General features: G+C 47.9%; 20 protein-coding genes and 2 pseudogenes. 14 read left to right on the top strand and 8 right to left on the bottom strand.

Features of this window, described 5'->3' with window-relative positions:
- Positions 1-29 precede the first annotated feature (29 nt).
- The 5 genes from AC0YNX_RS09085 to AC0YNX_RS09065 all read left to right on the top strand — a co-directional run bounded on the left by AC0YNX_RS09085 (position 30) and on the right by AC0YNX_RS09065 (position 3,352).
- Positions 30-563 carry a hypothetical protein gene (locus AC0YNX_RS09085; RefSeq protein WP_475815367.1) on the top strand — a complete coding sequence of 178 codons (534 nt, stop codon included), beginning with the start codon at positions 30-32 and terminating at the stop codon, positions 561-563.
- A gap of 78 nt (positions 564-641) precedes the next feature.
- The gene (locus tag AC0YNX_RS09080) at positions 642-1,034 is read left to right on the top strand and encodes a VOC family protein (RefSeq protein WP_475815366.1); all 393 of its coding nucleotides are present in this window, start codon (positions 642-644) and stop codon (positions 1,032-1,034) included.
- A 22-nt stretch (positions 1,035-1,056) separates the two neighbouring features.
- The gene (locus AC0YNX_RS09075; protein ID WP_475815365.1) at positions 1,057-1,566 is read left to right on the top strand and encodes an N-acetyltransferase family protein; all 510 of its coding nucleotides are present in this window, start codon (positions 1,057-1,059) and stop codon (positions 1,564-1,566) included.
- A gap of 3 nt (positions 1,567-1,569) precedes the next feature.
- On the top strand, positions 1,570-2,505 hold the full coding sequence (locus AC0YNX_RS09070; RefSeq protein WP_475815364.1) for an aminoglycoside phosphotransferase family protein: 936 nt from the start codon (positions 1,570-1,572) through the stop codon (positions 2,503-2,505).
- A 40-nt stretch (positions 2,506-2,545) separates the two neighbouring features.
- Complete coding sequence (locus AC0YNX_RS09065) at positions 2,546-3,352, top strand: class I SAM-dependent methyltransferase (RefSeq protein ID WP_475815363.1); 807 nt, start codon at positions 2,546-2,548, stop codon at positions 3,350-3,352.
- Positions 3,353-3,415: 63 nt separating this feature from the next.
- Here the strand turns inward: AC0YNX_RS09065 and AC0YNX_RS09060 are convergent, their stop codons facing one another.
- The gene (locus AC0YNX_RS09060; protein WP_475815362.1) at positions 3,416-3,799 is read right to left on the bottom strand and encodes a LysM peptidoglycan-binding domain-containing protein; all 384 of its coding nucleotides are present in this window, start codon (positions 3,797-3,799) and stop codon (positions 3,416-3,418) included.
- Between the two features lie 211 nt (positions 3,800-4,010).
- On the opposite strand from AC0YNX_RS09060, the gene gabT reads away from it, so the two are divergent.
- The 3 genes from gabT to rpoN are packed head-to-tail and all read left to right on the top strand — an operon-like array spanning position 4,011 to position 8,211.
- Entirely contained in the window at positions 4,011-5,372 is a 1,362-nt protein-coding gene (gabT, locus tag AC0YNX_RS09055) for a 4-aminobutyrate--2-oxoglutarate transaminase (protein WP_475815361.1), read from the top strand.
- Positions 5,373-5,388: 16 nt separating this feature from the next.
- On the top strand, positions 5,389-6,810 hold the full coding sequence (locus AC0YNX_RS09050; protein WP_475815360.1) for an aldehyde dehydrogenase family protein: 1,422 nt from the start codon (positions 5,389-5,391) through the stop codon (positions 6,808-6,810).
- A 57-nt stretch (positions 6,811-6,867) separates the two neighbouring features.
- Positions 6,868-8,211, top strand: a complete 1,344-nt coding sequence (gene rpoN, locus AC0YNX_RS09045) for an RNA polymerase factor sigma-54 (RefSeq protein WP_475815359.1) — start codon at positions 6,868-6,870, stop codon at positions 8,209-8,211.
- Here rpoN and ablB read toward each other — a convergent pair.
- On the bottom strand, positions 8,192-9,073 hold the full coding sequence (gene ablB, locus AC0YNX_RS09040) for a putative beta-lysine N-acetyltransferase (protein WP_475815358.1): 882 nt from the start codon (positions 9,071-9,073) through the stop codon (positions 8,192-8,194). The two genes, rpoN and ablB, sit on opposite strands and share 20 nt — an antisense overlap.
- Before the next feature lie 195 nt (positions 9,074-9,268).
- Here ablB and AC0YNX_RS09035 point away from each other — a divergent pair, with 195 nt between their 5' ends.
- The 4 genes from AC0YNX_RS09035 to AC0YNX_RS09020 are packed head-to-tail and all read left to right on the top strand — an operon-like array spanning position 9,269 to position 13,248.
- Complete coding sequence (locus AC0YNX_RS09035) at positions 9,269-10,606, top strand: aspartate aminotransferase family protein (protein ID WP_475815357.1); 1,338 nt, start codon at positions 9,269-9,271, stop codon at positions 10,604-10,606.
- A complete protein-coding gene (locus tag AC0YNX_RS09030; protein WP_475815356.1) occupies positions 10,603-11,322 on the top strand; it encodes a CoA transferase subunit A in 720 nt (239 codons plus the stop codon). The genes AC0YNX_RS09035 and AC0YNX_RS09030 overlap by 4 nt, the downstream gene beginning before the upstream one ends.
- Positions 11,265-11,927, top strand: a complete 663-nt coding sequence (locus AC0YNX_RS09025) for a 3-oxoacid CoA-transferase subunit B (RefSeq protein WP_475815355.1) — start codon at positions 11,265-11,267, stop codon at positions 11,925-11,927. Before AC0YNX_RS09030 ends, AC0YNX_RS09025 begins: the two co-directional genes overlap by 58 nt.
- A 31-nt stretch (positions 11,928-11,958) precedes the next feature.
- Positions 11,959-13,248, top strand: a complete 1,290-nt coding sequence (locus AC0YNX_RS09020) for a peptidase (protein ID WP_475815354.1) — start codon at positions 11,959-11,961, stop codon at positions 13,246-13,248.
- 175 nt (positions 13,249-13,423) lie between these two features.
- Here AC0YNX_RS09020 and kamA read toward each other — a convergent pair.
- A pseudogene (kamA, locus tag AC0YNX_RS09015) lies at positions 13,424-14,809 on the bottom strand (lysine 2,3-aminomutase); the annotation flags it as partial.
- A 315-nt stretch (positions 14,810-15,124) separates the two neighbouring features.
- Positions 15,125-16,558, bottom strand: a complete 1,434-nt coding sequence (locus AC0YNX_RS09010; RefSeq protein ID WP_475815353.1) for a sigma-54 interaction domain-containing protein — start codon at positions 16,556-16,558, stop codon at positions 15,125-15,127.
- A 156-nt stretch (positions 16,559-16,714) separates the two neighbouring features.
- Between AC0YNX_RS09010 and AC0YNX_RS09005 the strand changes: the two genes are divergently transcribed.
- Positions 16,715-16,999 (top strand): hypothetical protein, encoded by a 285-nt coding sequence (locus AC0YNX_RS09005; protein ID WP_475815352.1) that lies wholly within the window; start codon positions 16,715-16,717, stop codon positions 16,997-16,999.
- Positions 17,000-17,475: 476 nt separating this feature from the next.
- Here the strand turns inward: AC0YNX_RS09005 and AC0YNX_RS09000 are convergent.
- The 4 genes and pseudogenes from AC0YNX_RS09000 to AC0YNX_RS08985 form a co-directional block, all read right to left on the bottom strand.
- Positions 17,476-17,909: pseudogene (locus AC0YNX_RS09000) on the bottom strand (transposase); the annotation flags it as partial.
- An 89-nt stretch (positions 17,910-17,998) separates the two neighbouring features.
- Entirely contained in the window at positions 17,999-18,964 is a 966-nt protein-coding gene (locus AC0YNX_RS08995; protein WP_475815351.1) for a tyrosine-type recombinase/integrase, read from the bottom strand.
- On the bottom strand, positions 18,951-20,045 hold the full coding sequence (locus AC0YNX_RS08990; RefSeq protein ID WP_475815350.1) for a tyrosine-type recombinase/integrase: 1,095 nt from the start codon (positions 20,043-20,045) through the stop codon (positions 18,951-18,953). The genes AC0YNX_RS08995 and AC0YNX_RS08990 overlap by 14 nt, the downstream gene beginning before the upstream one ends.
- Positions 20,035-21,210, bottom strand: a complete 1,176-nt coding sequence (locus AC0YNX_RS08985) for a tyrosine-type recombinase/integrase (protein ID WP_475815349.1) — start codon at positions 21,208-21,210, stop codon at positions 20,035-20,037. The genes AC0YNX_RS08990 and AC0YNX_RS08985 overlap by 11 nt, the downstream gene beginning before the upstream one ends.
- A gap of 731 nt (positions 21,211-21,941) precedes the next feature.
- Here AC0YNX_RS08985 and AC0YNX_RS08980 point away from each other — a divergent pair.
- Positions 21,942-22,865, top strand: coding sequence for a hypothetical protein (locus AC0YNX_RS08980; RefSeq protein ID WP_475815348.1), 924 nt, complete (start codon positions 21,942-21,944; stop codon positions 22,863-22,865).
- Positions 22,866-22,895 lie beyond the last annotated feature (30 nt).

Here is a 22,895-nt window from a genome sequence, read left to right as displayed (position 1 = left end):
GCTTTTTATCTATATAACAGAGGTGTCAGATGGATAAACAACAGCTGCTTATCGAATTGAAACAAAATCTCCTAAGAGAAATACCTAAAGCCGTAAAGAGAATCAAATTAGATGATCAGGATAAGGTGTGCTACATCTCCTTACTTGGAACAGGTGAGGATAATGTTCTTGGACTGATTCAATTAGGCATTGAATCATACAGAAACGAGATCATCGATGAATACGGAATCGAAGATAAATGGACGATATGGAACTCCGGCGAAATGCCAGTGGAATATCAGATTGGGATTGAGAACGAATATCCGGCATTCTCTGAGAAGCAAGAGAAGCTAATGAGTTTATATAGTGATGAAGAGTGGGAAGAGCAGTGGGAAACGTGTCAGGAGCTTCGGTTTGAAATCGCCTATGAACTAAATTCCTATAACTGGGCGGAGCTCATTCCAGTAACTGACGATTTTGTGGTTTATTCGGATTGGGAGTCTATTGATGTTGAGAATGGAGATCTCAATCGAAGCATTCCAAGCGACCAAATGGAAGTACTTACTAGGAAAAGCTTGATTTAATCTTGCGATAAAGCGTTTACATAAGAACATATGTGCGGTAAAATGTTATCAATTCAAAATATGGATAGGAGGCAGCCTATGAACGTTCAAACAGCTAAGGTGAAGCAAGTCATTAACTGTTGTGTGCCCGTAACGAATGTAGAATCTGCGGCTGCATGGTACGTCGAACATCTCGGCTGTTCATATGAAGGTGAAATTAGAGAGGGTGACACCTTCTTAAGACTGCCAACAGGTCCAGATTTGAATTTGCTTAAGGTGGATGAATGCATCCAGTGGACAATAAATGGAGTTATTATCCCAATTATTCATTTGCATACCGATGACGCGAAGACGCTGCATGCCCAACTTCAATTAGCAGGTGTCTCAGTCGAACCTCTTATCGACCAATCTTGGCTTGGCTTCAGCTTTGAGATGTACGACCTCGATGGGAATAAAATATTAGTGTGGCAAGCCAATAACTTAATTCGGTAGCATGAATATGGAGGGAACATTAATGGAAGATCACATTCACATTCGACCAATGACGCTCGATGACATGGATACGATACATCATGTATTTAATGATCATGGCATCGAACGGGATATTGATTATATCTTGAGATGCTGGGAAGAGAATGAATCCGGCACAAGAATAACGTTGCTTGCTTTTTACAAGGAGCAGCTTGCAGGAAGCTTACATCTGATCTCAACTTCGCATTATCCGCCTTTTGTGGAGCAGGGAATACCTGAAGTTAATGATTTTAATGTCATTGAACCGTTTAAGAGACTTGGTATCGGCAATAGGTTGATGGAAGAGATTGAGAGAATTGCGATTGAGAAGTACGGCAAGGTCGGAATTGGGGTGGGTATGCATATCTATTACGGGCCTGCTCAGCGTTTATATGCAAAGAGGGGCTACTTACCTGATGGCAGAGGTGTAACTTATCACAATGAAGTGGTAATGCCATTTACTAATGTTTGTGCAGATAATGATCTGGTCCTATACATGACCAAGGAGCGTTAAATCATGGAAGAAACTGTCGTTAAGCTAGCAGAGCGAATCGCAGGCGATTTTCTTGGTGAAGAAATCCAGACTTCCTACCAAATCATAGGAAGAGGATTCGTCAATCAAGTTTGCGTAGTCGAAACAGAGAAGCGCAAAGTCGTTGTTCGTATGAACGATACAGATACTTATTCAAGTTATATTCGAGAGAAATGGTGTATCGAGCAAGCCGCCGCGGTAGGCATCCCTGGACCTGAGGTGTTGTCTATTGGCATCAATCATGAAACCGCATACATGATTCAAAGCTTTGTAGAAGGAGATAACGGCTTAGACAGTAATGTACCCACGACCGATGTTTGGAGGCAGCTTGGCGAGTATGCCAAGCGCATTCACTCCATCCACGTGAAGGGCTATGGGGAGAATTTGATTGATCCCGTTCAGGGCGAATTTCATTCCCCTCCTCATCCAGGATCAGATGGCAGCTGGATCGGCTATGTGCAGTATAATATCAATAGTTTGACGGAGCATGATCAGTTAATTGAGCTTGGTGTGCTTACTCCGATACAATCGCAGAAAGCGCGAGCGCTGTTTGAGAGATTGAAGAAGGCAGAGTTCCGCTTTGGTTTAACTCATGGAGATCTCTCTCTGAAGAATTCCATTGTAGAGCAGACCGGACAAGTCATATTAATAGATTGGGGTAATGCAGCAGTAAGTATAGTACCAGATGGTGAAGTTATTCAAATCATGCATTCGCAATTCATGGAGGAAACCCCGAATCCTGAAGAATTAGAAGCATTTCTAGATGGATATGGCATATGCGAAGATGACCAGCCGGAGCTTAAACATTTGTTGTTGTTGAAAGCGTTCGATACCCTCAGATGGGCGATTGATCGAAGTCCGGATCGCGTGCAGTCCTATGCTGCATATGCTAAACAAGTTGTTGATCTGATTATTGATTAGCATGCGAATGGACGAAAGTACCACTGGAGGTGTTCGCTGTATGGAAGAAATCATCGATTACTATTCTGGCTTTGATGAGTGGGGAAGGCTTGACCGAGAACCGCTCGAGTTCAAAGTCAACCTTCGCTATATCCTGTCGAATCTGCCGCAAAGCGGACACATAATAGACAATGGAGCAGGTCCGGGCAAATATGCGATGGAACTGGCCAAGCTTGGCTACCAAGTTACGCTCAGCGATTTGACGCCAAGGCTGGTGGAGGTCGCCAGAGAGAAGGCGGGGCAGCTAGGGTTAAGCGAGCATTTTGCAGATTTCCTCATACAGGATGCGAGAAATCTGGAGCAGCTTGAGAGCAATTATTACGATGCATCGCTTATGCTAGGCCCATTGTATCATTTGCAGAATGAAGCGGATCGGGTGCAAGCTTTACGAGAATTGTATCGTGTCACGAAGACAGGCGGCCTTGTATTCGTTGCCGTTCGTCCTCGCACAACGCAGCTTCTCGCTGCTCTGCTGGCGCCGACGCAATGGAAGCCGCTTGATCAAGTTGAGACGATACGAGATTTCATGCAGTCCGGCGTGTTTAATCATGCGGATAAAGGCAGATACACAGGCGCGTATTTCTTTAACATTGATGAAGTCAAGCCTTTCTTCGAGCTGCAAGGCTTTGAGACGATCCAGTTAATCTCGTCCAATGGTATTGGAGCTCGGTTAACGGAGGAGCATTGGGCGTATTGGCGCGAACGCGGGGAAGTGGATGAGGTCATGGAGCTCGTCTACGATTCAGCGCGAGACCCATATTTGCTCGGGACGGCTTCGCATTTGTTATACATCGGACGTAAGAAGTAATCCAATAACTGCAAAAACAAACCCACTCTATCGCTAGAGTGGGTTTTATCATGGAAACGCTACTTACTGCTGCGCCGTCATTCCTTGTGGATTCTGTACGGCGTTTGCAGGCATCTCGGAGTATGATTTTTGGCAAACCATGTTCGAAATGCGAGGGATGTAGATCGTTTCTCCTTTTTTCATTTGGCTTGGATTTACTTGCGGATTCGCCTCTTCCAGAATGGAGTGAGGCATGTTGTACTTGTGGCAAATGCCTGCAAACGTGTCGCCGGATTGGACTTGGTGGGTTGCGAATACCATATCCTCCGACTTCCCGTCACGCCAGAACGGAAAGAATGGGGAGAAGAAGAAGAACGGGAACAAGAAACGGTTCGGGAAGAACGGATGAACGAACGGGCGAAAGAATGGACGGCCGAAACCGCCGCCAGGGAAAAATCCACGATCCATTATGTTACCTCCACATGTGAAAAATGGTTATTCGACTCTATAGCATATCGCGGCTCCTGCGGAATTGTAACACGTCCTAGCAAAATAGGCGCACGGGCCCGTTTCAGATAGGCGTCATATCGATTGCGGCAGTGGCATGAATCTTGCTTACTCTACAGGCAGGTGAAGTTGAGCTGCTTAGCGACTAGATTATGAATAGAGGAGTGAGACGATGGAGTCTGGGCAAGAACGCCAGTTTGTTTCGGTTTCTACAGATTTTCCCGGACCGGCTGCGAGGCGGCTGATGGAAGCAAGGCGGCAGTATGTTCCGCAGGGGCTGTCGAACACAACGCCAATCTTCGTACAGGAAGCGCACGGAGCGCTCGTTACGGATGTGGACGGCAATGTGTTTCTTGATTTTGCCGGGGCGATCGGATCGCTTAATGCCGGACATTGTCCGCCTGAGGTTGTCGAAGCGCTGCAGCGGCAAGCGGAGCAGTACATTCATAGCTGCTTCCATGTGGCGATGTATGAGCCTTATGTGAAGCTGGCGGAGAAGCTGGCAGCTATAACGCCGGGCAGCTTCGCGAAGAAGACGATGCTGCTGAGTAGCGGAGCTGAAGCTGTCGAGAATGCAGTGAAGATTGCGCGGAAATACACAGGGAAACCTGGGATCGTATCCTTCTCCCGCGGATTTCACGGCAGGACGCTGCTTGGCATGTCGCTCACAAGCAAAGTGAAGCCATATAAGTTCCAGATGGGTCCCTATGCGCCGGCTACGTATAAAGCGATGTATCCTTATCCGCTATATCGGCCGGCAGGTATGACAGAAGAGGCATATTCGAGCTATTGCGTGGAGCAGTTCGAGCAATTTCTGCTCACCGAAGCGGCGCCTGAGGAGCTGGCTGCAGTCATTATGGAACCTGTCCAAGGCGAAGGCGGGTTCATCATTCCGCCAATATCTTATGTGCAAGGGATCTTTGAGATTTGCCGAAAGAACGGTATTCTGTTTATTAGCGATGAAATTCAGACCGGATTCGGCCGGACAGGGACGATGTTTGCGTCAACGCAGTTCGGAATTGAACCGGATCTCATATCGATGTCGAAGTCACTCGCAGCTGGCGTGCCGATTAGTGCGGTAACAGGGCGTGCTGAAATTATGGATGCGCCAAGCACGGGGGAGATCGGCGGGACTTTCGGAGGCAGCCCGCTCGGCTGCGCTGCTGCGCTTGCGGTTATTGAAATGATCGAGAGAGATCAGTTATGCGAGCGCTCCGTTCAGATTGGAGAGCAGATCCGCAGCTTCTTCGGCGAGTTGAAGCAGCAGTATCCGATTATCGCCGAGGTACGCGGGCTTGGAGCGATGTGTGCATTGGAATTTGTGCATCCAGCAACCGGCAAGCCTATGAAGGATTTCGTAGGAAAGCTTGTCAGAGCATGCTATGAATCAGGTGTAATCGTGCTCAGTGCCGGTATTTACAGCAACGTGCTCCGATTTCTGACGCCGCTTGTGATCACAGACGAACAGCTTCAAGAAGGCCTGCAAATCATTAGAGACGCCATCATTGCCTCGGCTGCAATTGAAACGTACTAAAGGGGGAACTCCAGAGATGAAGAAACAACTATACATCGGTGGAAAATGGGTGGAGCCTAGAGCATATGCATCGCTCTATTCTCCATACTCAGGCGTGCTGCTTGCGGAGATTCCGCTGGCAACGAAGGAAGAGACAGAGCGCGCAATTGCGGAAGCATATGAAGCGAGGTCGGTCATGGCGAGTATGCCAGCGCACAAGCGGGCGAGCATTCTGGAGAAGCTTAGCCGGCTACTAGCCGACCGAGCTGACGAGGCGGCGAGCCTGATTGCGCTAGAAGCGGCGAAGCCAATCAAGGCGGCGCGAGCGGAAGTGGACCGGACGATCCAGACGTATAAGTTCGCCGCGGAGGAAGCGAAGCGGGTCACTGGCGAGATGATTCCGCTGGATGCTGCGCCTGGGGGCGAGGGTCGAATCGCGTATACGATGAGGGAGTCGCTTGGTGTGATCGGCGCGATAACGCCGTTCAACTTCCCGATGAATCTGGTCGCTCACAAGGTCGGACCAGCGATCGCATCGGGCAACACGATTGTGCTGAAGCCGGCTTCACAGACGCCGCTGTCGGCATTTTTCCTCGCTGAGCTGCTTGAAGAGGCTGGACTTCCGGCCGGAGCGTTCAATGTGGTTACCGGTTCAGGCGCTGTGATCGGCGATGTTATCGTGCAGGATGAACGGGTGAAGGCGATTTCGTTCACAGGCAGCCCGCAGGTCGGCATCGGCATTCGTAATCGGGCTGGGCTGAAGCGGGTAGCACTTGAGCTTGGATCGAACTCGGCACTCATCGTCGATAAGGAAGTGTCGCTTACGAAGCTAATTCCGCGCTGTGTTCAAGGGGCTTTCTCTTATCAAGGTCAAGTCTGTATCTCGCTTCAGCGTATCTATGTACACAATGAGATTTTCGAGGACTTTGTAGAACACTTCGCTGCAGGTGCGAGCCAGCTGAAGCTTGGCGATCCGCTTGATCCAAACACTGATCTGTCGACGATGATTACGAAGCAGGATACGGCAAGAGCGCTTGCCTGGATTGAAGAAGCCGTCCAACATGGCGCGCAGCTGGCCTACGGAGGAACGGTAGAGAATGGTATGGTGCTGCCGACGGTGCTGCTCGAAGTTGACCGCGCAGCCAAAGTGTCCTGTGAAGAGGTGTTCGCACCGATTGTCATCATTAACCGCATTCAGGATGTGGGTGAAGGGATTGCGCATATCAACGACTCGCGTTACGGGCTGCACGCGGGTATTTATACGAACAATATTCATACGGCCTTTGACGCGGCGGAGAAGCTGCATGTTGGCGGCGTCCTCATCAATGACATCCCTACGTTCCGAGTGGATCATATGCCATACGGCGGTGTGAAGGAGAGCGGCATTGGTCGTGAAGGCGTGAAATACGCGATAGAAGAAATGACGGAGCTCAAGACCGTTATTATTAATCGGACCTAGCTATAGGCGAATACAATATAAGGATCGAGCTTGAGCCAGATGAGGCAGGTGATCCTTATGCCACGTAATTACGGCGGGTTTGGGATGCAGCAGCAGCAGCGGACCAAGCTTCATATGACGCCGCAGCTGCAGCAAGCGGTGAAGATATTGCAAATGCCAGCCCCCGAGCTGCGTGCGTTCATCAATCAACAGCTGGAAGACAATCCGCTGCTTGAGCAAGCGGACTGGGCGAAGGGAACAGGCGCAAGCACTGGCACAAACATTGGCAGTTCCCGAAGCAGCAGCGACTACGATCGCTTGCAGCATGTTGCGGGACAACCGGAAACGCTTGAACAGCACCTGCTTGAACAGTTAAATGTAGACCTCAATGAGTCGGAGGAAATCAAGCGAATCGTTCGTTATTTGATTGGGAATTTGGATGCCAGCGGTTATTTGTCGCCAGAACCAGATATCCTGCAGCTTGCGAACCAGCTTGAGGTTGATTCTGCGCTGGTGGATCAGGCGATTCAAGTCCTGAAGAGGCTGGAGCCGGCAGGGGTAGGAGCGAGGAGCTTGTCTGAATGTTTGAGATGGCAGGCAGAGCGGCTTCCCGAATCCGAATGCCATCCTCTGCTAATGTCTTTAATTGAAGAATATCTCGAGGACGTGGCTGCCTCACGTATCCATAAGTTGAGTCAGCGTTTGAAAGCGAGCGAGGCTGACGTCTCAGCTGCAATCCTGCAGCTCAAGTCGTTGCAGCCAAGACCCGGAGCGGCATTTCATGCGGGTCCTCCCGGATATGTCATACCGGATGTAATCGTGCGTACATCCGGTGATGATGGGCAGTTCGCAGTGGCATTGCATGATGCGGCGTTCCCTCGGTTGCTGATCAACACAGAGTATGAGAGGTTGAGGCAGAACACGGATCGAACGGAGGAAACAGGTGCTTTTCTCCATGAGAGGAGGAATTCCGCCGCCTTTCTTATTCGTTGTCTGGAGCAGAGACGCACGACTCTTCTTCGCGTAACCCAGGCGCTCGTTGAGGAGCAAGCGGCGTTCTTCCGATTCGGGCCAGCGCAGCTGAGGCCGCTAACCCTGCTTGATATCGCCGATAAGCTGGGGCTGCACGAATCGACGATCAGCCGGGCGGCCTCTGGCAAATTCGCATTGACCCCCTGGGGTACGTATGAGCTTAGCTTTTTCTTCCAGACAGGATTTAACAAGGGGCTGGATGATGCCATTTCGGCTGAATCGGTAAAAGCACGCGTGAAAGAGCTGATCCGAGCAGAAGGAGATTCCCCATACTCGGATCAACAGCTCGCAGATACGCTAGCGGAGGATGGAATCCCTATCTCGCGCCGGACGGTGGCGAAGTACCGGGAATCGCTCGGCATCGCTTCTTCTATTCAGCGGAAGCGGTAAGCTGCTTGCACCACATATTCATATCCTCGAATTTATCGTAGATATCGCAGTTCTTAGTCAATCTGCCGTTGTATTCGTAGCCGAGCTGGAACAGAGCCGCGTTCATGCCGAACGACAGTGCGCGGGATAACGAGTAGAGAGCGAGGATGTTACGATTCAGCAGCTCCTCCTCTAGTGACTGGATAAGCAGACGCATCAAGCCTTTGCCCCGATAAGCGGGAAGCGTGACGCAGTCCGTAATCTCCGCGTTCCGATAGACTGTATTAATCTCCGCAGACGAAGCGCTGATTAGCTTGCCTTCGTCCACGACGACGTAGAACACCGTTCCCTCATCCATCACGTTCCGAATGTAAGCAGGGTCGTTCATAGGTGTCGGGTATGTCTGGAATACTTGCCCATATAAAGCGGCGAGCTCGTCAGCATCAACCTCAGTTGCAGGCCGAAGCACAAAAGGCGCAGGTACCGGATCGCGTTCAGGCTTCTTCATAAGAGTCAGCACTTGCCGTAGAATCTGATCTTCTTCCAGCCAATAATCGCTCGTTCTCCGCCCCAGGTCCGTGTAATAAGCCATGCTATAAGCGTCGCACCCGTGAAAATATCCCTTAAAAATCCCTTCCAGCATATACCCCCGTGACAGGAATGCCATCCAATCTTCTACGCGAGCTTTAATAAAAATCTTCGTGAATCCATGCTCCTGAGCAACTTCGGATGCACGTCGACACACCGCTACGATATCGCCTGTATAGTCATCAATTCGTAGACGTTTGTTGAAATAATCCAGAAACAGCTGAAGTGTAAAATTGCCATCGCCACATTCAGTGACAACATCGTAATAGCGGTTCGTGTTCGGTTCTGTTGACATATAATCGTCCTCCAATTGATCGGTTGCAGCTTCAATAGATGCAAGTTTGATACCAACGCCGGAGGCGGTGGTACGGCGATCGAATGCCAGCCTCCGAGTAGGGATGCATCATAATTTGGCAGATTCATGCTTGCAGTGCCAAAACTTTGGCATAGACGGGTACACCAGGCTTGATTACATGGGAGGCGGCTCTCGATGAAACGGGAACATCTCATTAAGCCACTGCTGAACCATCATTATCCCACGATTTCATATGGTAAAGGCGTGTTCTTGTATGACGATCAAGGCAACTCTTACTTAGATGCATCATCCGGAGCTGTCACAGCTGGCATCGGACATGGCGTGCAGGAAATTGCCGACGCGATGCAGGAGCAGGCAAGCAAGGTGTCATTCGTCTACCGTTCGCAGTTTACAAGTGAACCTGCAGAGGCGCTCGCGAAGCGTCTAAGTGATCTCGCGCCAGGCAACGACTACTGGTCGTTCTTCGTAAACAGCGGCTCCGAGGCGACCGAAACCGCGATGAAGATTGCAATTCAGCATTGGCAGGAGATGGGAAGACCGAGCAAATATAAGGTGCTTTCGCGGCGGATGAGCTATCACGGTATAACGCTCGGCGCATTGTCCATGTCCGGGCATTTCACGAGGCGAAGGCGCTTCGTACCGCTATTAGAGGACTTCCCGCTCGTCGCGCCACCCTATTGCTATCGGTGCCCGATGCAGCATGATCCAGCAACATGCGGGTTAGCGTGTGCGAATGATCTGGAGACGATAGTCAATAGAATCGGCTCCGAGCATATCGCCGCATTCATCGCTGAGCCGGTCATCGGCGCTGCCGGAGGAGCAGTCGTGCCGCCTGACGGCTACTATGAGCGCATTATGGAGATATGCAGGCGTCATGAAATTCTATTCATCGCCGATGAAGTCATGACCGGCATCGCCCGCACCGGCACGATGTTCGGAATGGAGCATTGGGGCGTTCAGCCCGATATCATTGCGCTTGGCAAAGGGCTGAGTGCTGGATACACGCCAATGGCTGCGACGCTTGCCAAGGATCATGTGCTGGAGCCGATACTTAACGGCTCGAAGCTGGTCATGTCCGGCCACACGTACAGTGCGAATCCGCAGTCGGCGGCAGTGGCGCTCGCTGTTCTCGATTATATCGAAGAGCAGCAGCTTGTGAAAGCTGCGCAGGAGAAGGGGCAGTACCTGCGAGCTGCACTTGTGAAAATGTCTGATGGGCTCGAGCTGGTCGGCGATGTGCGCGGCAAGGGGCTGCTGCTCGGGCTGGAGTTCGTGGCGAATCGGCGAACGAAGGAGCCTTTTTCAGCTCAGGTATCGCTAACAACGAAGATCGTCGAGCGCGCGTTCAGCAAAGGCTTGCTGATCTACCCAGCGGCTGGCGGCGTGGATGGAGAAGGTGATGCAATTATCATTGCGCCACCGTTTACGATCTCCGTGGAGGAGATGGATCTGCTCGTAGAACGGCTTGGCGAAGCGATAGCCGAAGTAAGTCAGGAGGTGAGCAGCGGATGAGCAAGCTGCGATCACTAGAAGAAGCGTTGGCATGGATAACAGATGGTTGCACGCTCATGTATGGCGGCTTTGGCGGAATCGGTACGCCGCCAACGCTCATTGAAGGCATTCTTGATAAAGGCGTAAAGGAGCTTACGCTCATCGGCAACGATACCGGCTTCCCTTGGATCGGCATCGGTCGGTTGGTCACCGAAGGTCGGGTGCGCAAGGTCATTACCTCGCATATCGGGTCCAATCCGAACGCGGGGCGGATGATGGAGGATGGGCGGATGGAGATCATATTCTATCCGCAGGGGACGCTCGCAGAGAAGATCAGGGCCGGAGGCGTCGGGCTCGGCGGTATTCTCGTCGATGTCGGGCTCGGTACTTCGATTGCAGAAGGCAAGGAGACGGTCGTCATTAATGGCAAGACGTACTTAGTCGAGCCGGCTTTAACGGCTGACGTTGCCATCGTACACGCGAGCAAAGCAGACCCGTACGGCAATCTGGTCTACGACAAGAGCGGGCGCAATTTTAATCCGCTCGTAGCAATGGCGGGCGAGCGGACTATCGCCGAAGCGGATGAGATCGTACCGATCGGCTGTCTCGATCCGGAGCTGATCGTAACGCCTGGCATCTTCGTGAACGCCGTCATCGCAGGCAAAGGGGTGAATTGGCAGTGGGTATGGGAGAAACGAGCCGCGACCGAATCGCAAGACGCGCCGCCGCGGAGCTGAAGGATGGCATGGTCGTGAACTTAGGGATCGGCATCCCGACGCGAGTGGCTGATTTTATCGGGGAAGGCATTGAAGTGATTTTTCATGCGGAGAATGGAATTCTGGGCGCAGGACCGAGTCCGGCACTAGGTGAGGAAGACGGGTTTCTGTGCAACGCGGGCGGCTACCCGGTGACGATCGTAGAAGGAGCTTCGTATTGCGACAGTGCCATCGCGTTCGCTATGATTCGGCGGGGCTGCATAGATATGACGGTGCTCGGCGCGCTTGAAGTGAGCGAGCGGGGCGATCTCGCGAATTGGATCGTACCCGGCAAGCGGGCGGCTGGAATCGGCGGTGCGATGGAGCTTGCGCAGAAGGCGAAGAAGGTGGTCGCAATCATGAACCATGTCAACAAGGATGGCGCGCCTAAGATTAAGAAGCAGTGCGAGCTGCCGCTCACCGCTCCTGCTTGTGTCGATCTGATTATTACGGATATGGCGGTGATGGAGGTTACGGCAGACGGTCTTCTTTTGCGGGAGATTATGCTGCCCTTTACGCTTGAAGAGGTCATCCGGTGCACGGAAGCGAGCCTTACATTGCCCGAGCAAATTCTCTATATTCCATAAAGATTGACCGCATCGCATGGGAGGGAACAGCATGAGCTGGAAAGCGCAAATTCACGAATGGCTGGAGCATCACCGCGAGGAAGGAGTCCGTTTGCTGCAAAGCCTGGTCCGAATGCCGAGTACGCAGGGGCATGAACAGCAGGCTCAGATGCTGATCGCCGGCAAGCTGTACGATATGAACCTGGAGGTCGAGCTGTGGGAACCGGATGGCGAGCTGCTCGAGAAGCATCCGTACTTCTATTCGCCGCGCAGCAAGTTCACCGGAAGTCCGAACGTGGTCGGCGTACTACGTGGGAATGGAGGCGGGCGGTCCATTCTGCTCAATGGGCATATGGACGTTGTGCCCGAGGGAGATGTGAAGCAGTGGACCAGCCATCCCTTCAGCGGCGAAGTGGCGGACGGCAAGCTGTATGGACGCGGCGCATCGGATATGAAAGGCGGCAATGTCTCGCTGCTCCTTGCCATTCAAGCGATTCGCGAGCTCGGCATTACGCTGAAGGGCGATGTCATCTTCCAGAGCGTCGTGGAAGAGGAGAGCGGCGGCGCAGGGACGCTCGCCGCAATCTTGAAGGGGTATAAGGCAGACGCGGCGCTCATTCCCGAGCCGACGAATATGCGGATCTTCCCGAAGCAGCAAGGCTCAATGTGGTTTCGGGTTCATGTGAAAGGCCGCTCCGCGCATGGAGGAACGAGGTATGAAGGCGTCAGCGCGATCGAGAAATGCATGCTTGTCGTGTCGCAGCTGCTTGAGCTAGAAGGAGTTCGCAATGCGCGTATTAACGATCCGCTGTTTGCGAACAATCCCATCCCGATCCCGATCAATATCGGGACTATCAACGGCGGCAACTGGCCGTCTTCCGTGCCGGACATCGTGACGATTGAAGGGCGAATCGGCGTCGCGCCTGAGGAAAGCATGGACGACGCCAAGGCGGAGCTCGCGGCATGGCTGAATCAGCTGCAGGCGAAGGACGAGTGGTTCGCGGTTTCACCGCCGCGGCTCGAATGGTTCGGCGCACGCTGGGTACCGGGAAGCGTGGATATGGATCACGAGCTGATCGGCGCGCTGTCGGAGCAATATGAAGCGGTGCTTGGAAGCAAACCGTCGATTGAGGCATCTCCGTGGGGGACGGACGGAGGGCTGCTGACCGTGGTAGGCGATACGCCGTGCATCGTGTTCGGTCCGGGCCTTACGCAGACCGCCCATTACCCGAATGAACATATCGTGCTCGACGACATGTTCCGTGCTGCCGAAATTATTGCGCTTACCATGCTCACCTGGTGCGGAACCGAAACGGAAGAAGGCCTTGCCGGCTCCTCTTGATAGGAGCGGCAAGGCCTTCTTCATATCATGTCGCCGAACCGTCGCTGCTGCTATTGCCATTGTTGCTATCGTTGCTTCCGCTGCCGTTCGTGTCGCCTTCAGCCTGTGCTGCCGGAGCTGCTGAAGCAGCTTCTGGCTTCGCCGCCGGAGCGACTGGCGCGCTGTCGCCGCCTTGCCGTGCCCGCATAAGCTTCTGCTTCATCTCGTCGCGCTTCTCGCGTTTGTCCTTGAGCGAGTGGTGATCCGGCGTCTGCTCGTAGAGCTTCCGCCTGCCGATCCGCCGCAAGTTTTCTGGCACCAGGTTGAAATTTTCATCCTTGATGAGCGAGATGATGCCGGTGGTTTCCGGCTGCTTCTCGATCTTGTAGATTTCATTGAAGTATTCGTCGGCGCGGCCCGGAACGTAATTCCTCGGTTCTGGATAGCCAACGATAACCCCTTCATAGTTGCGGAGGATGACCTTATCTTGGCTCTGCGAGATGAGGTAGTTCGGCTGGAGCGCGATCTTACCGCCGCCGCCAGGGGCATCGACGACGAAAGTCGGAACTGCATAGCCACTAGTGTGTCCGCGCAGCGCTTCAATAATCTCAAGCCCTTTGGACACTGGAGCCCGGAAGTGCCCAATGCCTTCAGACAAGTCGCATTGGTAGATGTAATATGGGCGGACGCGGATTTTGACCAGCTCATGCATCAGCTTCTTCATGATGTGGGTGCTGTCATTGATGCCGGCAAGAATAACGGCTTGATTGCCGAGCGGCACGCCGGCATCTGCGAGCATCTCGCACGCTTTCTTCGCTTCGTCCGTCATCTCGAGCGGATGATTGAAATGCGTATTGAGCCAGATCGGATGGTACTTGCGCAGCATTTTGCACAGATTCTCGGTAATCCTCTGCGGGAACACGACCGGCGCGCGCGTGCCGATTCGAATGATCTCAACATGCGGGATCTCACGCAAGTTCTTCAGGATATATTCAAGAATGGTATCGTTAATGAGCAGTCCGTCGCCGCCGGAGAGCAGCACGTCGCGTACTTCAGGCGTATTGCGGATATAGGCAATCGCGTCGTCCATCTGCTTCTTCGGCACGCCCATCCCGACTTGGCCGGAGAAGCGTCTGCGCGTGCAGTAACGGCAGTACATGGAGCATTGATTCGTAACGAGGAACAGCACACGATCTGGATAGCGATGCGTAAGACCGGGAGTAGGTGAATCTTCATCCTCGTATAATGGATCTTCCAAGTCATATTTGGTCTTTAGCAGCTCTGCCGAGATCGGAACCGATTGCAGCCGGATCGGGCATCGCGGGTCATCCGGATGCATGAGGGAAGCGTAGTAAGGCGTAATGTTGAGCGGGATCGTCTGCGTTGAAATCTGAACACCTGCTTCTTCATCCGGAGTCAGATTGACGACCTGCTTTAATTCATCGAGCGTCTTAATCGTGTGCGTGAGCTGCCACAGCCAATCGTTCCACTGCTCATCCGTGACGTCCTTCCAGAGCGGAACCTCTTTCCAATGCCGGTTGCTGCTAAGAGGCACCTTGTCCTTTCCGCCATTGCTAGCCATATTCATCTGCTGCACCTCCATGAGAGTAGCTATCTACTTGTATAAGAAGCAAGGAGTGTGCCAACATGACCATCAAAATCAAAAAAGCTCCCTGCAAGGGAGCCCAATTTGTCGAGAGTCCCGGCTAATGGATCTCACAGTGCTTATTTGGCCCAAAATACACCTTCGCATATTCTAACGGTTCCCAGAGCGCTTATTCAGCTCGAATCGGAACATCTCGCAGTCGAAATCGCCATATAGCGTTGCTGAGAACCGTTAGCGCAAAAGAGATGCAATCTGTTTGCATCGCACGATTCAAGCTCACGCAATCTCCATTCACTCCGCTGTCTGCTTCGCAATGCCATACCGCTTCAGCTTATATTGCAGCGCCTGCCGTTTGATGCCCAGCTCTTGCGCCGTCAGGCTGATGTTGAACGCATTCCGCTGCAGTGCCTCCACGATCGCTTCACGTTCCATTAGCTTGATGCGATTGGTCAGCTTCTCATCCTCCAGTGGTTGAAGAAGGGGCTGAGCAACGTTGTGATCGTGCCGCTTATCCAGTAGATTCGCTGGAAGATGATGCTCGTCAATCAGCATATCATCGATCTCTACCATATTGAACGCTGATTCAATCGCATGGCTGAGCTCTCGTACATTCCCCGGCCATGTATAGGCGGTCAGCCGAGCAAGTGCTGCAGGGGCAATGCCAGTCAGCTGCATCCCGAACACGCCATTCATCTTCTCGATGAAATGATCGACAAGCAGCGGAATATCCTCTATCCGATCCTTAAGAAGCGGCAGCTCCAGCTTCACGACACTAAGCCGAAAATAAAGATCGCCACGCAAGCGCCCCTCATCGAGCGCCTTAGCCGGGTCCATATTCATCGCGGTAATGACGCGTACATCCGCTTGAAGCTCGCTCGTGCCGCCAATCCGGCGCACCATGCCATCTTGAAGCACGCGCAGAAGCTTGGCTTGCAGATAAATATCAAGGCTGTTCAGCTCATCGAGGAATAGCGTGCCGCCGCTGGCTTGCTCGAACAAGCCAGCCCGGTCGATTGCGCCGGTGAACGCGCCGCGCGTCGTGCCGAACATGATGCCTTCCAGGAGATCTGCCGGTACAGCGGCACAGTTCTGCGCGATGAAAGGACGGCTTCGGCGGACGCCGGCATTATGAATGCTTTGGGCGAACAGCTCTTTGCCGGTGCCGGTCGCGCCGTAGATGAGCACGGGCGAGTTGGTGCGTGACGTCTTCTTCGCGAGCTGCAGCACATCCAGAAACGGCTTGCTTCGCCCAATGAGATCGCTGAACTCATAACGTGCGGCGACTTTGCTCTTCGGATCCTTCGGCTTCGATTGATAGAGCTGCTGCCTCAGATCCAGTATCTGATCATGCAGATGGACGATGCTCGTAATATCTTTCGCCACTTCAAGCGCGCCGACGAGCCGGCCATTGTCATAAAGCGGATAAGTGCTGTTAATCGTCATGATCCGCTTGCCGTCTACGTTGAAATAAGTCTGTATGCGTGCGGGCAGCTGCTGTCCGGTCTGCAGCACTTTCTCCAGCGTACTCGTCTCGAGCGTGAGGGAAGGATAGAGGTGCAAAATATTTTGCCCCAGCACCTGCTCCCGGTTCAACCCGTCGATCTCCGCCATTTTGTCGTTGTAGAACACGGTATTGCCTTCACGGTCGATGAAATGCACGCCGACGTCGATTGTATTCAAGAGCTTCTCGAAATAATTGGAAACGGAATCATTTCGCCCTAGCACGCCGCACTCGCCTCCGCCTGGACGAAGCATGGAACTTGCAGCAGTTCCGATACGTCCCTAGAGAAACGGTATGCAAAAAAATAAGACCCGATGCGCGAAAAATGGCTCACCAGGGCGATAACCCAGCATACCCTGTATCAAGGTGGTGAATACGAAATGGAATTTACACTTGTCGCTTGGGTTACTTACACGATGTGGGCCGTATTCGGCTTTATGATCATCGACTTTCTAACTGCATTTATCCCTTCGTTCTGGAAAGGGACTTTCGATACAACATTTTTAGGCTATTTGAAAGACATTCTCTACTATGTGCTGCCTCTGAACTTTATTCTCTCCATGATCCCTATTGATCCGACGGAGTACACGCTCATTGTGCTGTACTTCTTGGGTGGAGCATCCGTCATCTTCAAGTACGTGATGGATATTATCAGGAGGTTGTAAACACAACCCGATGTCATTGAATGTCATTCAGCATGCTGAATGATGGAAAGTCATTGTTTCAGTTACACGGATGGGATGGGTACTCCAAAAATATTCTGTTTGAGCACAATCTGCGGTTGGTCGCGCATGTGGTGAAGTGAGAATGATTGAATTCCAAGGTATTTATCGTTTTACAGAAATTCTCCATCGGTACGATTTAGTTTTCTCACGAATGCTCGCTTATTCGCAGGATTTCACCCTTGCCAGAAATACAGAAAGAGCATAAGAGAACCATTGTTGCGGACCAGGACCAGGACAACATGAAGGCGTGAGGAAATAGAAGGGGAGGTTACTACCCCATATCCTTCCATACTGCACGCATTCTCCACGCGGCCCCCGGAGGTTTTTGAAAACCCGCGAATAAGCCAACATTCGTACGACGAATCGGAAGAAAATGATTAAGCTGCTAACTGTAGTGGCATTGTTTTATGAGGATTCTAGGCTTCACGTTTGCGAGCCATGCCAACGAGTACCCGTGCTAATTTACCACACAGTTTCATAATGGACGGCATTTTCTTCATCTTGTTCACTTGCACATTCTGTGCGTGCTTCGCTTGAAATTCAGGATTATTCATGACAAATTCTCGTCTTCATGAAGATAATCCGTCGTAGGCGAGAGCGTCCACGTTTGCTAATTTTCATCTGTCCGGTTCATTTTCCTGAGCTTGCTTCAGCAAGATTAAGGCCTGCATGACGCTAACCCTTTTGACAGCAAGCATAGATTTCGCAATAGGAATGCGATCTAATACATTAATGATTTCGGTCTCAACCGCCTTTAGTTGCTGGCAAGGTCGTATTCTTCTAGCAACTGCTTTAAGTGAAGCTAGTAAGCATACGTGGCTTGTTTAGATCCAACCGATCGTAGCAAGAGGGGAGAGAACTAGAGCCATACGCTCAAAAAAATGACCTTAGTGAAAAGGCTCTGCGAAAGACAGTTTATTGTGAGGTCAGTAAGATTGACTATATATATTTTTGAAGAATCCCTTTAATATTTTCGTATACTTGATGATTCTCTTTTATTTTTATATTAAAGTTTCTAGTATAGTAGGGGTGTACATACAATAATGTGGTTAGTAAAGATGAATGGCCAAGCAATTGTTGAACTGTTGTTATTTCGCTTCCTGCTTCGTACATGAAAGTTGCGAAGGAATGACGTAAACTGTGAATGTTGATAGATTGAAGATTAGCTTTGGAAATGTGTTGCTTTAAAATAGTCGCTACATCGTTTCTATTGAGAGGTTTCTCATCTTTTTGAAACAAGTAGTCATCGATTTTTAATTGTTGTAGTTCACAGTATTGTTTTAAGATAGTCCCATAACCGTTTCGCAAGGCAAGTACTCTTTGTTTTTTTGATTTTGTTTTCTCTAGAAGAAACATTTCATTGTCCCAATCAATATGCTTCACTTGTAGTCCTAGTGCCTCCGAGATACGTATTCCGGTCGATAGTAACAAAGTAAAGAGTAGAGAATCGCGTTCTATATTTTCACTATTCATAATCAGGCTCTGTAAAAATTTTAAAACCTCATGTCGTGTGAAAATCCGTCTTGGTTTTTTACTTTTTCTAAAGTCACTCAACTTAAATTGTAAGCCAGAAATGATGTCTACATAATTATGTGCTTCAGAGAAATAGCGGAAAAATGATTTTAGCGCATGACATGAGTTTGAGAGTTTGTTATAACCTTTAGGAACTATATTTACAAGATAGAAGTCGATAAATTTTGCATCAATGGGCTTATGCCTAACTAATTTATCTGAACGATCGACAACTCTGTAGATTTTGTCCAAACTAATTTCTTCTGGAGCACATTTTAGTTGCAGGCCGAGAAAATCCATAAATTCTTTTAGCTCTTTATGGTATTTTTTTGCCGTAAGGTTTGATAGTGGTGCGGTTATTATATATGATTCAATTAAGTTAGAAAGGTTCATTATGCTCAGTACTCCTCCCAATTCCAAATATTTGATTTAATAAATTTTCATAAGGAAAAGGATATTTTTTCATCACTTCTTCCTTCAACTCTTCAGGCAACAATTGTATATATATTGTTGTCGTTTCTATATTTTTATGACCAAGAATTTGTTGTAATATCTCTATTGGCATAGACATTTTAATACAGTTCACTGCGAAAGTATGCCGCAAACTATGAACTGTATATATTCCCTTTATCCCTAGTTTTGTATACATTTTATCCAGCATGTATTGAACATTTCGAACCGTAAGAGACGTTCTTTTCTCAATGCAGCGTTTCGTGAATAGAGCTTCTTCGTTTTGGATATTCCAGTGATGCAAACCTGTTCGGGAGAAATAATCTAGTACAGCCTCTTTTAATTCAGGATACATAGGAACATATCGTTCCTTTTCGTTTTTACTCTTTCTAATAAAAATCACATTTTCATTAATATTAAAATCACGAACTCTTAGACGTACAACCTCACTGATTCTACAGCCAGTTAACAACATAAAGTAGATAATCGTGTAGTTTAAAAATGGCCATGATGTTTTCTTTGCTTCATGTAAAAGTTTAGACATTATATCCTTCGGTAGATGACGAGGAAGTAGATCATCATTAACAAATTTGATTTTCCCCCTAAGATCCTCCGTAACGTATTTTTCTGTATATGCAAAATCCAGCATACTCCTTATGATGCCAACGTAAGTATTAATTGTTCCGTTTTTAACAAATGAGCTTTTCCTTGGTTTACACGTGGCCAAGAACTCATAGAAAATATCACCATTAAATGATGTGATTTTTCTGTCGGTGTAATTGATTTGCAGAAATTCACTGAGTTTATTTAGAAACACATCGTAATATCGTTTTGTGTTCGCCGCCAGAACCTTCGTCTTTATTATTCGTTCTCTATATTGATCAATAACAAACAAAATAGTGTTCTCACTATCTACTTTTCGTTTGCCTTCAATTAATCGATAGAAGTCTTCTAGCTCGATCCCAAATTGTTCGCAAACATACTCTGGATCAAGATCACTTTTTATTGTGAAATCAAAGTCCATGAGAATCACCACCTACATTAATCAGTTGAGCTGGATTGTGAGATAAAGCTTTTTTTAATAAGCGTGAAATGCTTTTGAATACATAATATTCTGTCGATGACCAGTGAAGATGTCCAAGGGATTTAGAGACTTCATCAAAATCATTAAAGTTGTCTAAAGCATTTGTCGCATACGTATGTCTTAATGCTTTTGGATTAACACGTCGCTCCCCAAAAGCTCTAATACTTGCACTTTGGAGTATACCGCAAACACCATTTCGTCCGAGAGGTTCACCATATTGATTAACAAATAGAAAATCGTGTGTCAGATTATAGGAATCTCGAATAAAATTGTATGCTTTCAGTAGTTTTGTTAGAGGTTTGCTTATTTTGAGAGTACGTTGTCCTGACTTGACACAAAATACTTGAATAATTGATTCTGTCCATGAGATATCTTGAATTGTAATACCTACAAGTTCGATAGGGCGGCATCCTAGTTCCATAGTAAGTAAAACAATTGATAAATCACGTTCTTTATAACGACTACTCTTATCTATTGCTTCTAGAATGGCTGAAATCTCCTCTGTTGTAATTTTCACATTACAGCGCTGCCCATTGTCCATTAAAGATTTGGGAATGTTATACTTTAACTTTGAAAATTGTTTTAGCATCATTAGCTCAAGTAATAGCTGTACTGATCGTAAGTATTTATTTACGGTACATTTTTGGATTTTTTGAACATTCATTTCTGATACGAGATGTTTTTCGTAATTAGTAATATCATGATACTTTAGTTGAGAAAGATCATTCATGTTATATTGATCTGCCTTGATATGGCTATTTTCTTTGATGTAATCTATAAATTTCTTTAAGCTTCTTCGATGTCTCATAATTGTTGTAGGGGCATATTTATGTTGGTAAAAATTTTCGAATTCGTAGATAGCCTTGTAAACCTCGGTTTCTCTTTTCTCAGAAATTCTGGTTTTTAGTTGATTGGTGTAATCCTTAGTTAAAGCCTCTGGGTTAAAATGAGAAACCAAATAGTCGGATAGGTGACTTATTAACTCTTTCTTGACACTTGATTCCAGTTGCGAATTTTGAATTTGATCAAAAATAAATTTTACTGATATTTTTTTGTTGAGTATTTCTGTAGAAGATTTATTTAGTTGTTTGTGAGCTAATTTCATTTTTATCACCTCATAATTAGTTTTCTCTTAATCTTGTAATTCTATTCAAATTTCACTCGGATTTAGTAGAATTGCCTTGATATTTGTGTTAGACTCAAAAGGGTAATATTTCTAATGTTTGCGGATGCCAGGCGGCTCAATCCGTTATGTGAGGTTCCTATGCAGGAGCTTAATCTCAACAGCTAAATGCCTGTTGCTAAAAAATTATCAATCGTCTCTTCTCGTTGATTATTATTAATCAATCAACAAGAAGAGACGATTGATAATTAATTCTAGGACCTAGTTTTTGATAGGTCTTTTTTGTTTTTTACAAATAAAGTAAAAATTGGCGTATTTTTTTTATAATACAACAAACCCTTTACTTGGATAAAGCGTGAAGTGTAAATATAATCGTATAAATGAAGTATTGATGGGGTTAGAGGACTGGATTCGAGTTAAAAAACGGATCACCGCTAACACATCAATACCTTGGTTTTAGAGGTAATCATTCTCAGTTGAGAAAGATTGCCTCTTTTTTTCTGAAATAAAACTGACCTTATAAGTCCGGACCTACAGCTATAGCTTAACCAATGATATTTTGCAGTACTTTAAAAAACCAGAAGGAGGTTTAGGCAGATTATGGGTATTTAGAATACTTGAGAAATACCTATTCAATTCAGGAATTCAACCCATGGTGTGGTTTTCTGAGGTAACATCGACAACATTCTTTCATAATAGAGATGGTGATAATTATGAATATCAATCAATATGAACGATTCGCAAGAAATGTGGAGAATTTCATAAACCCAACCGGTCAATATTATGGGGAAGAAGTAAATATTGATCAGTTAAAGGGAAACTTGCTGGATGCTTTGAAAGAAATAAATGATCGCATCAAGCGGTATTTCTTTTTTAGAAATCCAACTAAACTAGATGCAGTATTTTTGGGAGTAGATGTGTTTAATCGTATTAAATTAGGTAAGTTGATCTGTGGTATTAATAATCAAGACATCATAAATGGCTTTAAAGAATTAGGTGGTTCGAAAAGTGGAGGAACGCTTGGTAAGATACTTGAATATGGAATGGAGGAATCGAAAGATAATACTGAAGCGCCGAAGGATAGTGCTGAAAAATCGCAAGTTAGTCACAGTTTAATTTCTTATAGATTAATGCTTGCGGTATTATTAGAAATTCCAGCGCAATACCTATTTAATAATTGTGTTGGGATTATTCATAGTAGAAGCTACTTAGAGTATGCTGCTTTGAAGGTCCCTCAAGTAAGTCTTGACGGTTTGAAAAATGCTATTACAAATGCTAATAAAAAAGCAAAAGAATTGTTAATAATCAATAATAAGATTAGACGAGTAATCAACGTAATGGTGATTTATGAAACTCTCACTCCCATTGTGTTAAAAATGCACATATATAAAAATTTCTTTGAGCTTCGCTTTTTATTTGACATTGAGGAATTCAATAAAGTTGAAATATTAAAGAGCTTGAAAGGCATCACACTTGATAGTTATTACTATTCCCCAGTAATACTGTCGAAGGGAAAGTTTATGATGTGCATCATTGGAATCCAAAAGGGAAAAGAAAAAGAAAAAGGTGCTATGGAGCGTTATAAGGAGGAGCTAAAACTAAATACGACAGTACATAATTTTAAGCAAACCAACTAATGGTTTTTGCATTTACATTTGTATAATTGG

The organism is Paenibacillus sp. J31R98, from assembly GCF_056269245.1.
The sequence above is the reverse complement of the archived record's forward strand: the minus strand, read 5'-3'. Positions and strand labels throughout refer to the sequence as shown.